Annotated in this window: 16 protein-coding genes; 3 read left to right on the forward strand and 13 right to left on the reverse strand. The window is 56.7% G+C overall.

What is annotated here, in order from left to right; genetic code table 11:
- The first annotated feature begins 112 nt into the window (after nt 1-112).
- A complete protein-coding gene (locus WJM78_RS12295) occupies nt 113-1,021 on the forward strand; it encodes a DUF4145 domain-containing protein (RefSeq protein WP_324043926.1) in 909 nt (302 codons plus the stop codon).
- A gap of 73 nt (nt 1,022-1,094) precedes the next feature.
- Here WJM78_RS12295 and WJM78_RS12300 read toward each other — a convergent pair whose 3' ends face one another.
- The 6 genes from WJM78_RS12300 to WJM78_RS12325 all read right to left on the reverse strand — a co-directional run bounded on the left by WJM78_RS12300 (nt 1,095) and on the right by WJM78_RS12325 (nt 5,320).
- The gene (locus WJM78_RS12300; protein ID WP_339009565.1) at nt 1,095-1,844 is read right to left on the reverse strand and encodes a hypothetical protein; all 750 of its coding nucleotides are present in this window, start codon (nt 1,842-1,844) and stop codon (nt 1,095-1,097) included.
- Nucleotides 1,844-2,302, reverse strand: coding sequence for a phage tail terminator protein (locus WJM78_RS12305; RefSeq protein ID WP_339009567.1), 459 nt, complete (start codon nt 2,300-2,302; stop codon nt 1,844-1,846). The genes WJM78_RS12300 and WJM78_RS12305 overlap by 1 nt, the downstream gene beginning before the upstream one ends.
- Entirely contained in the window at nt 2,299-2,715 is a 417-nt protein-coding gene (locus WJM78_RS12310) for a gp436 family protein (RefSeq protein WP_339009569.1), read from the reverse strand. The genes WJM78_RS12305 and WJM78_RS12310 overlap by 4 nt, the downstream gene beginning before the upstream one ends.
- The gene (locus WJM78_RS12315) at nt 2,712-3,020 is read right to left on the reverse strand and encodes an HI1506-related protein (protein ID WP_339009570.1); all 309 of its coding nucleotides are present in this window, start codon (nt 3,018-3,020) and stop codon (nt 2,712-2,714) included. The genes WJM78_RS12310 and WJM78_RS12315 overlap by 4 nt, the downstream gene beginning before the upstream one ends.
- A 102-nt stretch (nt 3,021-3,122) precedes the next feature.
- Complete coding sequence (locus WJM78_RS12320) at nt 3,123-4,031, reverse strand: Mu-like prophage major head subunit gpT family protein (protein ID WP_042037288.1); 909 nt, start codon at nt 4,029-4,031, stop codon at nt 3,123-3,125.
- An 80-nt stretch (nt 4,032-4,111) separates the two neighbouring features.
- Nucleotides 4,112-5,320, reverse strand: a complete 1,209-nt coding sequence (locus tag WJM78_RS12325; RefSeq protein WP_339009579.1) for a phage protease — start codon at nt 5,318-5,320, stop codon at nt 4,112-4,114.
- Nucleotides 5,321-5,457: 137 nt separating this feature from the next.
- On the opposite strand from WJM78_RS12325, the gene WJM78_RS12330 reads away from it, so the two are divergent.
- A complete protein-coding gene (locus WJM78_RS12330) occupies nt 5,458-6,252 on the forward strand; it encodes a hypothetical protein (protein ID WP_339009580.1) in 795 nt (264 codons plus the stop codon).
- 372 nt (nt 6,253-6,624) lie between these two features.
- Nucleotides 6,625-6,813, forward strand: a complete 189-nt coding sequence (locus tag WJM78_RS12335) for an HNH endonuclease (protein ID WP_339009581.1) — start codon at nt 6,625-6,627, stop codon at nt 6,811-6,813.
- Nucleotides 6,814-7,093: 280 nt separating this feature from the next.
- Here the strand turns inward: WJM78_RS12335 and WJM78_RS12340 are convergent, their stop codons facing one another.
- The 7 genes from WJM78_RS12340 to WJM78_RS12370 all read right to left on the reverse strand — a co-directional run bounded on the left by WJM78_RS12340 (nt 7,094) and on the right by WJM78_RS12370 (nt 13,706).
- Nucleotides 7,094-7,657: a hypothetical protein gene (locus WJM78_RS12340; protein ID WP_339009583.1), complete on the reverse strand. Its 564-nt coding sequence runs from the start codon at nt 7,655-7,657 to the stop codon at nt 7,094-7,096.
- A gap of 147 nt (nt 7,658-7,804) precedes the next feature.
- Entirely contained in the window at nt 7,805-8,257 is a 453-nt protein-coding gene (locus WJM78_RS12345; RefSeq protein ID WP_339009585.1) for a phage virion morphogenesis protein, read from the reverse strand.
- Nucleotides 8,257-8,460: a hypothetical protein gene (locus WJM78_RS12350; RefSeq protein WP_339009587.1), complete on the reverse strand. Its 204-nt coding sequence runs from the start codon at nt 8,458-8,460 to the stop codon at nt 8,257-8,259. The genes WJM78_RS12345 and WJM78_RS12350 overlap by 1 nt, the downstream gene beginning before the upstream one ends.
- 29 nt (nt 8,461-8,489) lie before the next feature.
- Nucleotides 8,490-9,977: a phage minor head protein gene (locus WJM78_RS12355; protein WP_339009589.1), complete on the reverse strand. Its 1,488-nt coding sequence runs from the start codon at nt 9,975-9,977 to the stop codon at nt 8,490-8,492.
- Complete coding sequence (locus WJM78_RS12360) at nt 9,977-11,560, reverse strand: DUF935 domain-containing protein (protein WP_339009591.1); 1,584 nt, start codon at nt 11,558-11,560, stop codon at nt 9,977-9,979. The genes WJM78_RS12355 and WJM78_RS12360 overlap by 1 nt, the downstream gene beginning before the upstream one ends.
- Nucleotides 11,560-13,131 (reverse strand): hypothetical protein, encoded by a 1,572-nt coding sequence (locus WJM78_RS12365; RefSeq protein WP_339009593.1) that lies wholly within the window; start codon nt 13,129-13,131, stop codon nt 11,560-11,562. The genes WJM78_RS12360 and WJM78_RS12365 overlap by 1 nt, the downstream gene beginning before the upstream one ends.
- Entirely contained in the window at nt 13,131-13,706 is a 576-nt protein-coding gene (locus WJM78_RS12370; RefSeq protein WP_339009595.1) for a DUF3486 family protein, read from the reverse strand. Before WJM78_RS12370 ends, WJM78_RS12365 begins: the two co-directional genes overlap by 1 nt.
- Nucleotides 13,707-13,708 lie beyond the last annotated feature (2 nt).

Consider the following 13,708-nt stretch of genomic DNA (forward strand, 5'->3'; position numbering starts at 1 on the left):
GTAGGCGTAATCGAACATTCGCGGAACCTCACCCGCCAACGCGGCTAGGTCTTCCCGACCGGTGACCTTGGCCGCCAGCTCCAGGGCAAGTTTGAGGGTGGTAGAGGTGGACATGGGGCATTCCGATCAGATTCAGATATGCCCCATGGTAAAGGGATGGCAAAATGGAAGGGTTTATGGCGAATTACTGAGGTATCGCGCAGGAGAACATTCGATTCACAGCGCTTACCCAATCTACAGCGTTAAAAATGTGAACACAGGACTGATGATGGACCGCTCGTTATATAGACATTATTTCACTGACACTAACACCCCAGACTGGATGTGTCCCACATGCCAAAAAGGGATTCTTCGTATCGTTGAAAATTCCTTTAATAAGATTGAAACACGAGACTCTCGACAAGCACATTGCCATCCTAACTGGGAGCCCTGCTTCACAACTTACATTTATTCATGCCTACTTCGATGCCACAACGAACGCTGTCAGGAGATTGTTGCCAACACAGGTACAGGAAGTGCTGATATTGAGGGTTTCTATAATGAGCGCGGACAACCAGATCAGGTGTGGGTAGATCATTTCTACCCAACGTTTTTTGAGCCACCACTCGCAATTATTGATATCCCAGCAGACTGTCCTGCTGAGGTGAAAGAACCGCTACAAGAGTCGTTTCGTCTATTTTTTTGCTCGCCAGCATCTGCAGGCAACAATGTCAGAATGGCTATGGAGTCCCTGTTAACTCAACTTGGCGTACCCACTCACAACCCCAAACGTCTAACTCTCCAAGGTCGCCTGAATCTCCTTCCAGCTGAACATTCCGAATTTACCCCCCTGTTTGAAGCCATTAGACTCTTTGGCAACGATGGCAGCCATCCAGGCAGCAAGATCACTCGCCATGATGTAATGGATGCTTACGGCCTCATAGAACACGTGCTGCAAGTACTCTATAAACCAGTTCCCAAGCTACCCACAGAGATTGTGGAAAAAATAACCAAAAAATTCACTCCGAAGCCGAGTAGCTAACTCAGACGTTGGTTGTGAATAAAAGAAAACGGCGGGCCTCCCCGCCGTTTTTCATGCCCCGCCTCCCTTATCGTCACTCCGTCACTGGTCGATCTACGTAGAAGGGCGCAGTCTCGCCATCCAGGGCCAGCAGCTCCCCTTCCAACTCAATCTCGATGGGTTTGTCGCTCAAGAAATCCACCGCCTTCTTGGGGGCCAGACTGGCGCGGGGCACCGTCAGTATGATGGACTCGCCGCCGATCACGCTGCGCCCGTCCAGAACCAGCTTGGCTTTCACCTCCGGCTGCACATTGCCGGCGATGCGCGAACCGGTAACGGCGTTATAACTGGCGCTCACAGTCACCGGCCCGCCATCTGCCACGGTGCCCGCCTTGGTAGCGCGCAGCAGCCCCAGTGCATAGTTGATCTCGAAGTCAGTCCCGAGCACCAAGGCGGTGGCCCCCTCCTTCACCACCAGACCGGTGGCCGAGAGGTTGGTCTTGCCGAGTGACAACCATTTCGGATGGGCGGGCAGGGTCAGCGGGACCTCGGTCAGCGTCCCCGCCCCCTGGTTGATAGGGCTCTCCAGCCCCATAAAGGCGGCGGCCAGCAGGACCGGCGGGATCTCGCTGGTCTTGATGGTGACAGTGGCGGGCTTGGGCACGAAGTAGGTCTCCCGCGCCTGGCCCAGCTTGCCCTTGCGCTTGCTCGGAATGCTGATTTTCTCGCTGTCCGGTTTGACCTCCAGGCTGTTGACGTCCACCGGGCCTATCACCCCGTTCGACACGTTGTTGGTGAAGGTCTCGATATAGAGATCCCCTTCCAGGTGCAATGTTTCGCTCATCAGCGTTCTCCCTTGAATTTCACTGTCGTCTTGAAAGCAAGGGGCAGATACGCCACCCCGCCCTTATAGCTCGGCCGAACCGATGCGGTTTCACGCCGAAAGGTACTGTCTCCGCAGGCCCGCCCGGCAACGGCCTGCAGCATCCGCCCCATCCACACACCAGCGCAGGCCTCCTTCGGGCTGGCGCGATGCACCAGCACCAACAGCCAGACCTGATCGAACGCGCTTTGCCGCCCCGACTGGGTGGTGTCGCTCTCCCGTTCGCCCTGGTAAATAACATGGATGGCCGGGGTGTGCTGACCCAGGTTAGCCACCGCATCCAGGTCGGTGGCCACAAACACCTCCTTGAGCCCTTTCACCTTCAATGGCAGCAGCAGTTCGCGCAGCCACTCACCTGCAGCGAGGTAATCGAGCTCGGGGGATGAAGTGCTGGCTTGAGTGCTGGCTTGAGTGCTCATAGAAAGCCCCCATTGCTTCGGCCAAAGACACGGCCATCAGAGTGCAACTGGGCCAGGTTCTGGCTCTCCACCTGCTCACCATCGACCGCCAGGCCCAACGCCAGCTCCCCCTTGCCCACCAGCTTAAGGAAGGCCAGGGCGGCCTCATTGCGCTTGGCGATCTGCTCCGGCGCCTGCTCGCCATAGAGGCGGTGACGGGCAATATCGGCGCAAATAGGTACCAGGGCACTCGGGATATGGGCCAGCGGCAAGGGGTAGCGCCCAGCCAGGTAGCCATCGATCAAGGATCCGGCATCCTGCAGGGCGATGGTGATAGCCGCCTGATCCAGCTCACCGGTCGGCGTCATGGCCAGACGCAGCAGCTCCGCCTCGCCAAACCGGGTCACCATGTCATTGACGCTGGCGTAGCTCATTTGCCCTTACCCTTGCCGCTGGCGGGCTTGGCGGCAGGCACCTGGCTTTGGGGCGCTGTACTCAGACCACCCACTGCTGCGTCCAGCACCCCGCCCGTCTGCGGTGGGTCAGCTGGCGAAAGCTCGGCATCCTCAGCAAGCCGCACGACCACCAGACGCGGATCGGCCTCCAGGGTCTCGCACTGCAGAGGCGACACCGCCATCTCAGACTTGCCTGGATCAATCGCCAAGCCCGCTCGGAAATAGACCTGACGAAGCGTTGATTCTTTTGTGAAGTGAATGCCAACTCGAATAGCCTGTTCCATCTCATGTTTCCCTCTGTCTCGTTCAGTCCAGGATCCTGTTTAAACGGGGGTTAAACACCCGCCCTGGCTCGTTTAACCTCGCCGTTAAACAGCACGGGTGGCTTACAGGTAGTCAGCCACCACCAGCTTCAGCTTGCCCTTGAGCTCGTTGCTGCTGCTATCGGAGAGCTCCCGCTCCAGCATCCGGGTTGCCAGCTTCTCAAGGGAAGGCGGTACCACCAGCAAAGTCGGCTTCACGCCAAGCTTGCGGCCGCCATCCGCCTGGAATTCCCGCATCCTGGAGAAGGCATCCCACAAGTTGTCTGGGGTGAGCGCCCGTTTGTTGGCGAACGCCAGCTGCCAGAAACCAAAGCCTGCGGCATCGCGGCAGTCCACCCCGTAGCGGAACTCCTTGCGAGTGAACACGGCTTCATCATCGATCTTGGTCATGGCGATAAGCTGCGGCGCCTTGCGCTCCTGGAAGATGATGGGCTTGAGGGCGCGGCTGGTATCGAGCAGGAACCAGGGTTCACCGGCATAGGCGCCATCCACCACCAGGTTGGCGCTCATTACCGGAGTCCCCGTGCCATCGGCTTTGGGATAGACGGGGTGATCGGTGTCGAAGAAATACTGAGCGTCGTAGCAGGGCGTGGTGAAGCCAGCCCCGAGCAGGCCGAAGCAGAGCTCGTCGGGATGTACCCCTGCCGCCAGACCCATCTCTTGAAACAGGGGGGCATAGATGCCCAGCTCATCATCCTCGATATCGTTGCGATCGACCCCCACAGTGGCCTCGAAGTCTTCGTTGACGATCTGGTAACCGTGCGCCTTCATCGACTCGATCACCCGATCCCCGACCCACTTGCGCAGACTAGGGAACTTGCCGAGCCAGCCATAGGTATTGGATTTGGTGGTCGATTTGATGACGGTCGCGATCTCGGTGTATTGGGTCGGCGCCTCCCCCTTGGCGTCTTCAAAGTTCTTCTTGAAGCCGGTGAAGAGGGACTGCAGCAACGCAGGTGTAATGATGGCCATAGCGGTGTTCCTTCTCTGGATAAACAGGTTGATCTGGCGGTCGCGTTCGTTCGATTACGCCGCCGCGCGGCTAATCGCACCTACCGGCCTTTTGCCTTGGCAAACTCTTCGTAACTGATACCGAGCTGGTCGGCTGCGTATTTGTCATCTGCCGAGAGCACCGCCTCTCCCTTCTTCTCTGGCAGGGTCACTTGGGTGGTCTGGCTGGCGGCCAGCGCGGCAATCGCCGGGCGCGGATCCAGCAGAGCCTTTAGCGCTGCCACCCCCTTCTGGGCGGCATAGGCGGTCAAATACTCCTCTTCTGCGGCCACCACCTTGCCCTGGGTGCGGGCATCTTTGATCAGGGTCGCGGCATCCGTGGTTTCGACCTTGGCGCTTAAGCTCGCCACCTGAGTCACCAGGGCGTTATAGGTTTCCACCGGCACATACTTGGCCAAGTCAATCTGGCCCCCCTGTTGCCCTGGCTGCGCCTTGAGGGCAGCCAGCGATGCCTTCTCGGCAGTGAGTGCCGCCTCCAGTTCCGGCGCCTTTTTGGCAATGGCCTGCAGGGTATCGAGGGCCGCCAGCGCAGCGGTACCCTGCTCGGCGGTAAACTGACCATCGGCCCCCGGCTGGATGCCGAGTTTGCCGAGCAGCGCGATCAAGTGCTCGTTCATGGATTTCTCCTTTTGTGCAACATGGGATGAGATGGCCAACTGGTCGGATTGATTGGTCTTGGGGGTTAAGGCACTGAGAGCTGCCAGTGCCTGCATGCCCACCACACCGGGATCATTGGTGATGGCAGTCATGCGCAGCTCCAGCGGGCGCCCGAGGGCGTCATAGGGGAAAACAGCTGACAGGAAGCGGTACTCTTTGGCCGCCACCAGCGCGGCGGCGCGATCGGTCCAGCGCGGCTTGATAAAGAGCCCCGCCCCTTCACGCCATTCAATTTCGTCGGCGTTGTACCAGCCGGCCGCAGGAGCTGGCTGGCCGTTCTGGTCCGTCTTGAGGGTCTGATGGTCGTAATCGATCAGGATGTCTTGCCCAAGGGCTTTGGCACGGGCAATCAGGGCAGCAGCGATCTGCCCGTCCAGTTGCCAGTGACCACTCGCCACATCGAACGGGCGGCCATCACGAGCCTTGAACGGCCCAACCGGCAGCAGCTGGTACCAGCCATCGCCTTGGGGGGTGAGCTGCGCATCGAGCACCGCCAGCCGCTCCCCGCTGACGGGGTTGGCTTGGAGGATGGCCACGAAGGGCGCTGAGTATGGGGTCTTGGATATGTTCATGCCGCCATAGTGCGGCGGCATGAGGGGGGATGGGGTTTATGGTGGGTTAGTATACATTTCACACCCCCCTAAAGAGCATAACCTATTGATATACACCTGTTTTTATGTGAACATTTTTATCAAATACAAATTAATATTTTCTGATTCTGGTACTTATTATGAACGAAAGTGAAAAATGTCGGTTATGCAAAAGCAAATCAAAATTACAAGTATCACATGCAATTGGCAATGCCATATTCAAAAGAATATCAAGAAAGAATTCGGGAAAAGCTATTTTATTATCCAGTGATATTCATGAAGAAAATAAATATAGCAGTGATAGTTGGGCTGAACCCATGCTGTGCAGTAATTGTGAGGCACTATTAAATGAGAATTATGAAAGATATGGCCTGGATGTATTAAGGGGTAAAACTGGGGAATGTAATAAAACAGAAGTAGGCATTAGATTTTCAGGATTAAACCTGCAAAGGATGAACATGTATTTTCTCTCTATACTATGGCGCATGGCCTGTTCAGGGCACCCAAATTACTCTAATGTATATATAGAGCCATCAATGAAGGAAGTATTACGTCAAGCCCTGATAAATAACTCAGAAATTCCAACATGCCAAATAACCGTAAAATTGACTAGGCTAATAGATAAAACTCCAGATGGAGGGTTTAGCTTATCTGTTTTAAAAGATATAATTCTTGCCCCATTAATAAGAAAAAGTTCAATTCGTTTCATTTACGAAGGTTTTGTAATAGAGTTTTTTATACCTGGATTAAAACGTTCGTTAAGCTCACAAGCAGGAGTTATCAGAAAACAACAAAAATATCTATTTGTTCCATTTATTAATTTTTCCGATATCCCAGAACTTTTTGAGGTGATGCTAGTAGCATATGGTAAGCAGATTGAAGGAAAAACAACTGTCCCTATGGGAAAAACAACAAGTAAAAATTCAAGGCATTGATTAATAATGGATTTTTTGTCAAAAAATTTCCTGATAACTACGGCCTATCAAAAATTAAACGATATAAATCTTATACCCTAAATTGTTCACTTAACATCTATCCCAAACCACGCTATCAATTGACTGCCGCAGTATCGTAAGGTCAGCGGCGTAAGGCTGATCCGGTTGTGCCGGTCAGTACCCGCTCTGAGCCTATACAGGTCGACGGGACTTCAACTTGAACCGAAGTCCGTCCGGCCATCATCCAATCGCTACCGTCACAGACTTCAATATCAATCTTATTGAGGTCACGACCATGAGTAACATCGCCAAACAACGCCACCAAGCTGCCGTTCGTCAATCCTTTCACTGCTTCTATTGCAGACTGCCGATGTGGGAAGCCACACCTGCCGCACTGATGCATCAATACAGCCTCACCCCAGCCGAAGCGCGGTATTGCAGTGCACGGGGGAACATCTGCAACCACGTAGCAACGGCGGCTCAAACCAGCCCGCCAATATCGTGGCCGCCTGTAGGCACTGCAACGGCACCCGCCACCCCCCCCAAGGTGCTATCCCCTGAGCAGTATCAGAAAAAAGTACGAACGCGGGTGGGTAAAGGGGCTGGTTTCCGAAAGGGATCACCAGCAAGGTCAAAGGGAACAAAACCAATGGTGTTTAAGGCTGTTTAACCGCGCCAATGGCTCACACCTTGCTATCAGGCTGACCATACGCCCTGGCGGGTGATACGAACGCAGTATGGCGCATCACAAGCGCGCAGCCCGTACAGGTCTCCATGGGGAACCAATTTAGTGTGCGATGCCTACCACATCGCACACATTATGCTTGCTTTGCCCAAGAGATTAAGACTCTGACAGCATATAAGATATTGAGTTACTACCAGCCTCAATAATCTCAATGGTTACACCATCCATCTTTAACATTTTATCTGCGGGGTTAAATTTAAACTCGGCAGTATTAGGTGGTAGTGCATATACATGCGCTTCTGGTTTTTGATATTGTGTTACAACTGTATTGCTATTTGTTGCACCAACAGCACTGTAATTATTTACATTGAGCGTTGAAAATGAATTAGTGTTTGCCACAACACTATTCCTACCATATCTGGTGAATACATTCTCATTGGATTGAATGTTTACATCTGTAAATCTCAAGACCGCCATACCGTCAGAGTCAAATCCCATAAAGCGCAACTCTGACATGCCTTCTTGTACTTTCCCACCATAGATATCAGCTTTGCCAAATACATTTGGCAAATCGCGCGTCTTGTTTACTGCATAGATTTGACCACCAACATAAACAGTCTGAGGTTGATGAAATACTTTTGAGTAATCTTTATAGTGCTGAATCTGAGCACAACCACCCAAACTCAATACACAGACAAACAAGAATAATATTTTTTGCATTACATTTTCGCCCCGTATTAATCAGAAATTAATAATGCAATAGTAGGGCAAGAATTAAAATCAAAAGTACGGACTCACATAAGCACAGTACAGGGGGGATTCAGCTTTGTTATGGCAGCAACACTAATGATAATTAAATGTATCAAATTAATTGTGCTGGCTCGACGCATCCAAATAAAGACTCAACATTTCCAATACGTTCTGTTTGTCCTCTTCCGACAACCCCAGATAGGGGCGCTCGGGCAGATTGATCTCCTCCCGACCGAATTGGTGGGCGGCGCCATACGCCAACGGGGTACCGAAGTAGAGGGTCTGGGGATCGGCCTGATAGTCGAGGGTGTCGCGCAGGTCGTCGTTCAGACGCAGCACCTCATCGGCATGACGGGGCTTGCGGGCGCGGTACTTGTCCGAGAGCGGGGCCCAGGGCTCCCCCTCCGGGCTCTCTTGGGCATCCCAGCGCTCCCGGTGCGACAGCAGCAACCCTTCCCCTATATCTGCCAGCGGCTCACTCAGGTCACCGGTGCGCTGATAGAGGCGGGCCAACAGCTCGTGAGCATCGGATACCCCGTGGTGGCTGATGGCGATAAAGCTACCCGCCATCAGATCTCATCCTCAAAGGTGGTCATATAGTGCAAGGCTTCGTCATCCGCATTCGCCATTGCGGCCTCCCAGAGATCCCCCATCAGGTCAGCCTCCGCATCACGGGCTTGCTCACACAAGGCATCCAGCGCCTTGGCTTGCGCAAGGGTAAAGGGGCCATCCTGTGCCAGCAGGGCGCTGGCTTGTTCCAGCAAGGTCATCATCTCGCTCCTTTTTTTTGATCTCAGGGCTACTAGCGGCCGCCTTTGGTAGTGGCAGCCGTGGCGTTGGCCAGCATGGCTTCCACCCGCTTGGCCAGTTCGGGAAAGTGCTCCAGCATGGATTCCCTCGCCAGCACCCAGGCGGCAAACGCCTCGGCAGCCATCTCTTTGCCATTGGTTCCGGCATATTCGGTAATCAGCCCGATACCGGTGAGATTAGGCTCCCCGGCCCAGAAGTGAACCTGATGGCCGAGCTCATGCAACCAGGTCGAGATCCGCTGGGCCGATTCCCCCAGTTTACCGCCTACATTGGCCGACACACTCCAGTGACGACGCAAGGTTTCGCCACTGGTACCTCTTGGCAGCCATTGGCGCGGACCGCTATTTGCGTGGGCATCATTCAGCACTTCGGTGGCCGCCGCTTGTACCGCCTGCATATTCACCGTCTTTAAAGTATCGCCCCCCTTTACCTTGATAACCAGATGATCCCAGCTGGTTGCGGTAAAGCCGTTGACCCTGCTGGCCCGTCGTGAATAGTAAAAAGATCGTACCAGATACGGATCTTTGCCCAGGTAATCAGCAATCGCCGGGGCAACCTTGAGCCCAGCGGCCCCTTTCCCCAACTCGGTCTGCTTGATAAACAGGCTTTTGACCGGATGCGCCTTGAGGAACGCCGCCAACGGTTCGCGCTGGGGGGCAGGCAACTTGGCCAGCAGATCACTCAAACCCTGTGCGGTGACGCCTTTAACGCTGGAGAAGGCGCTCTCCACTATCCGCTCTGGCAGCCGTTCGGCCAACACAGGCTTGGCTGCTTCGCGCTTGGCCACCGCCTTGGTCAAGTCTGCCGGGGTCTGGGGGCGATAATCAAAGCCGGGATCGATACCTCTGGGGATCTTGTGCAACTCCCCGGTGGCCTTATCCACCCACTCATATTCACCATCGTCCGGGGCCTTGCCCACCACCAAGCCACGCCGCTTGAGATCGGCTGCCGAGAGCAGGAACTTCTTGCACTTGCAGCCATAGCCATTGCTCGGGCTGTGCGTCTCCCACCAGGGGTGATCCACCGGCAGCACCAGGTTGTTCCACTTGAGGTGCAACTCCCTTGGGTGCTCGGTGTCCCCATGACGATAGAGCGCATAGGGGCGTTTGTGCTTGATACGCTGGATCTGCTCTTCACGCCCAGCGTTATAGCTTTGGCGCAGGTTGGTCTCGAAGATAATGCGGGAACGCCAGGAGGCGGGGCCGGTATGCTCCCAACCGTGACGGGCCACAATCTCCTTGAACGCCTTCTTAAATGCCCCGATGGATTGCCCTTCACTGATCGCCTTGTCTACCGCCCCGCGCAGGTCGGCCAGCAGATCTATCTTGGTCGCTCCCGCCACCATAAAGGCCCGGTTATGGGCATCGCGCCAGATATCCGTCCAGCGCTCGCTCGGCATGTCGAGCTTCTGGCGAAAGAAGGCGATCGCCTCGGCAAAGGGCAAGGAGCCATATCTGACAGGCGAAGAGCGAACCGGCATCAGCGCCCCTCCTCCATCTCCAGCATCCCGAGCAGCTCGCTGGCGGCGATGGCTTGCGCCATCAGCGCCCCCAGTTCGTCATGGCTGAGCTCAGGTTCCAGTGCCAACAAGCCATCCCGGATCTCTTCCAGGGTAGTGGCCTGCATCACCAGCGCCTGGACAGCATCGGTCATCCCCGCCAGCAGAGGAGCAGCCTCGGCCTGCAGCCGGGCCAACTGGGCATCGTTGTTATCTCCCTGCACAGCTTTATGTGCGGCCAGTGTCGCCAGCCCCTGACGGGGCAGCCGAGCCTTGAGTTCCGCCTCCCCTGCTGCCCCCCGGTTATCCTGAATGGCCAATACCTCTTCCTGAGCGGTGGGCACCGGGATCTGCAACTTGTCATAGACCCACTGGGTCGGGATCTTCATGCCGATAGAGACCAGAGTGCGCAGCGGCCCTGCCAGTTGCTGCATATCCTCTGGCTCGGTCACATCAAACTCCAACCGGGGGCTACGGCGCGGCCCCTGATAGCTCTTGCCGTTCAGGGCATAGAGGGGATAGACCAGATCGCGGGTCAGGGTGGCGGCGAGTTGTCGGAGATCTGCATCCCGTACCTCTTGGCGCACCTCGTTATGGACATTGCCCAGGGCATTGGTCGAGCTCTTGCCATCGGCCTGTGAGGTCAAGGTGCCACCCAAGATGGCCTTGCTCATGGATCGCTCGCACCACTCCATCATCACCACGAAGGGATCCGCCTGACTACTGACGGCGTTCTGGAACTCAATCTCCATCCCGCGCGGGATAATGCCCCCGGCGTTATGACCGATGGAGAGCACCGCCTGCAGCAGGGTGGCCTTCTCTTTCTCGGTCGCCCCTTCCGGGTATTTGCCCAGCCGCACCGGCAAGCCGTAGATCTCCAGAAACTCCGCGAGATCCCGCACGCTGTAGTTCTTGAACAGAAAGGGCCAGATCAGGGTACGGACAAGGCCGGTGCGCGCCAGATATCCCGATTTGGACTTGGCCTTGTGCAGCAGCCAGCCAAATGGATTGAGGGCAACCCCTTCGTGGCTGTTATCACGCAGCCGCAGCTGGTTGCGATCGTCCGGGTGGGTCTGGAACCAGGCGGTATCGCGCCAGATGATGCCCTTGGGGAGCTGCAACCCCTCCACCAGCTCCCAGCCGCAGAACTCCTGGGCACAAAACCCCTTGAGCACCGCATCGGTGGCGTCAAAGATGGCATCGTCGAACCAGGTAAAGTCCTCTACCAGCTCGCGGATCATCTCGCTGTCGCGCTTCTCCGCCGGGGTGGCGTTGCGGGGTGGCTCTATGGTCCAGCTCACCCCCAGCAGCGCGCGGCGACGTTTGCCGAGTTCACTCTGCAGGTGGGCGTCTTTCTCCTCCATGTCTTCGGCCAGTTCGCACTGGGCGATCAGGTTGCCCTGTTCTGCCTCCTTCAATGCGGCTGCCGCCCTGCTCGGGGTGAGCCCCACCGTGGGGTGTTCACTGTAGTGACGGCGTAACTGGGCCAGTGCTGCCGAGTTCTCGGTCTGCGGCTCTTTTTCAAGTCGCAGGGGATTGCCGTTGATATCGATGATCCTGCCCATTACCAGGCCCCTCTTTCGAACGAATGATGGTGATCGCCCCTTGATTCATCGCGCTTGTTGGGCAGCGGGGTAAACTCGATGGCGCCCCCCTCCATCCAGCTGGCCCGCACCGCCATGGCCAGGGCCACTGCAAAGTCACCATGGCGCTGTTGGCCCCCTTGGCCTGTGTTCTTGCCCTTGTCGATTTTGGGGATGCCGTTGATGACCTGGATTTTCCCCAAGTCATCCTGCACGTCTGCATGGCGCGGGATTGTCAGGTTGCCATCCTCAAACTCCGCCTTGAGCTTGGGCATCCACTCTCGGTACCAGGGGTCATTGAGCATCACGCACTCGATCATCCCAGCCCCCCAGCGCAAGCGGGCGGCCTCTGCCAGATAGCCGCCGTTACCGGTGGCATCGAACGCTGCCGCCGTGAAACGGTGCAGCCCAATCAGCAGGTAGAACAGGATCTGGCGCTGACTCTCATAGGGGGCGTTGATCAGCTCCACCACAAAAGGCACCCGTTTGCGCAAGTTGGTAGCGAGGGAAAGCGGCACGAACACCGACAAATCCCCCTTACGGGCGAAGTCTTCGCCCAGCACATGGCGGCAACTGCGGTCGAGCGCTTCCAGACAGGGTTTTAGGTTCTCCTCGCACCAGATATCCACTACCGCCTTGCGGGTCTCCTCGCTTTGCAGCTCGAAGTCCTTGGGCGCGGTAAAGCGCAGGATGGGAATATCCGGCTGCATGGCCCGCTCAATCAGCACCCGCTTGATATAGGCGCCGCTGCTCTGCTTGGGCACGCAGAAATACTCCTCCAGGGCGTCTTCTTCGGTGGCCGTGTCCTTGAGCAGGCCCGCCTTCCAGGCTTCCTCTGCCTCCGAGGTCCAGGGCGTGCCCTTGACCTGGCAGATGCGGCGATAGAGCCCCTGCCGGCAGGCGTCGTCCAGGGTGATGGTGTGGATGGAGTAGCGCTTCTTGCCGGCACGGCTGTCGTTGATGAGCTGGTTAAACAGGTTATCCACGCCGTTGTGGGTGCTGATGAGGCGCACCCTGGCGCCCCACATGGTCAGCGCCAGCGCCGCTTTCAGTACCTCGGCCAGCCGGTCGTGGAAAGCGGCCTCGTCGATGGTGACATTGCCCTGCATCCCCCGCAGGTTGCTGGGATTACTGGAAAGCGCCTGAACTTTGAAGCCGGAGGCGAAATAGACCACGAAGGTGAGGATGGCTTTATCCTCATCGTCGGTGAACACCTCCTCCTGGATCTCCCCGGCGGCCTTGTTGAACGCCTTGGCCCACATGGCCACGGCGTCGATAAATTCGCGGGCCATCTCCTTGTTGCTGCCCACATAAAAGTGATGACCACCGCCAGCCGCCTTTGCGCGAGAGGCCGTGAGCGTGGCATCGGCGGCCTCTGCCCAGGTGATGCCGGTACGGCGGCTCTTCTCGGCGATCTTGAGCGGGCTCTCGTCGGCGATCCAAATCTTCTGATAAGGCAGCAGCACCTCATCCGGGCTGTATTCGGTGCCGAGCTCCATGGCCAACTGCTGGGAACGGGCGATTGCGGTCTGCGCCATCGGGCTCTCGCTCATCAGGCAATCCCCAGTATTTCACGGCGAATGGCTGCGGCAGCTTCACCGCTCAACCCCGCCAGGGTGACGATCGCCTCTGTCTTGGCGGCCACCTCTTCGGCGAAGGCCTGGCGGATCTCCTTCTCCCGCTTGTGACTCTGCATGGCGGTGGATTCGAGCCGCTGGGCCGCCAGCATGGCGTTTTTCAGCATGTCGATATCCACCGCCTCCTCCGGGTTTTGCACCTGGGCCAGCATCGCCTTGAACAGCTGGGAGCGGCCCAGCTCCAGGATGAGCTTGGTGGTCTCCCCCATCGGCTTGTCACCAAGCTGGGAAGTCAGGGCCGCTGTAGTTTCGCGCAAATCCCGCAGGTGCTGGCCCACCTGCTCCACCTGGCTGGCGTGGCGACTGAGCCCTGACCGGGAGAGTTTGAGATCGTCCGGCAACCCGGCCTCTTCGATCAGACCATTTATCTCATCCAGAATGGCGGCCTGGCTGTTGCCCTTGTCCCGTAGCATGGCATTGAGGGCATCGCGGATAGGCTCGGGTAGCAGCCACACCTTGCTGGCGCGGCCACGGGTCGGTTTCTCAGCCATGG

It is taken from the genome of Aeromonas popoffii, assembly GCF_037818705.1.
Classification (GTDB): Bacteria; Pseudomonadota; Gammaproteobacteria; order Enterobacterales; family Aeromonadaceae; genus Aeromonas; species Aeromonas popoffii.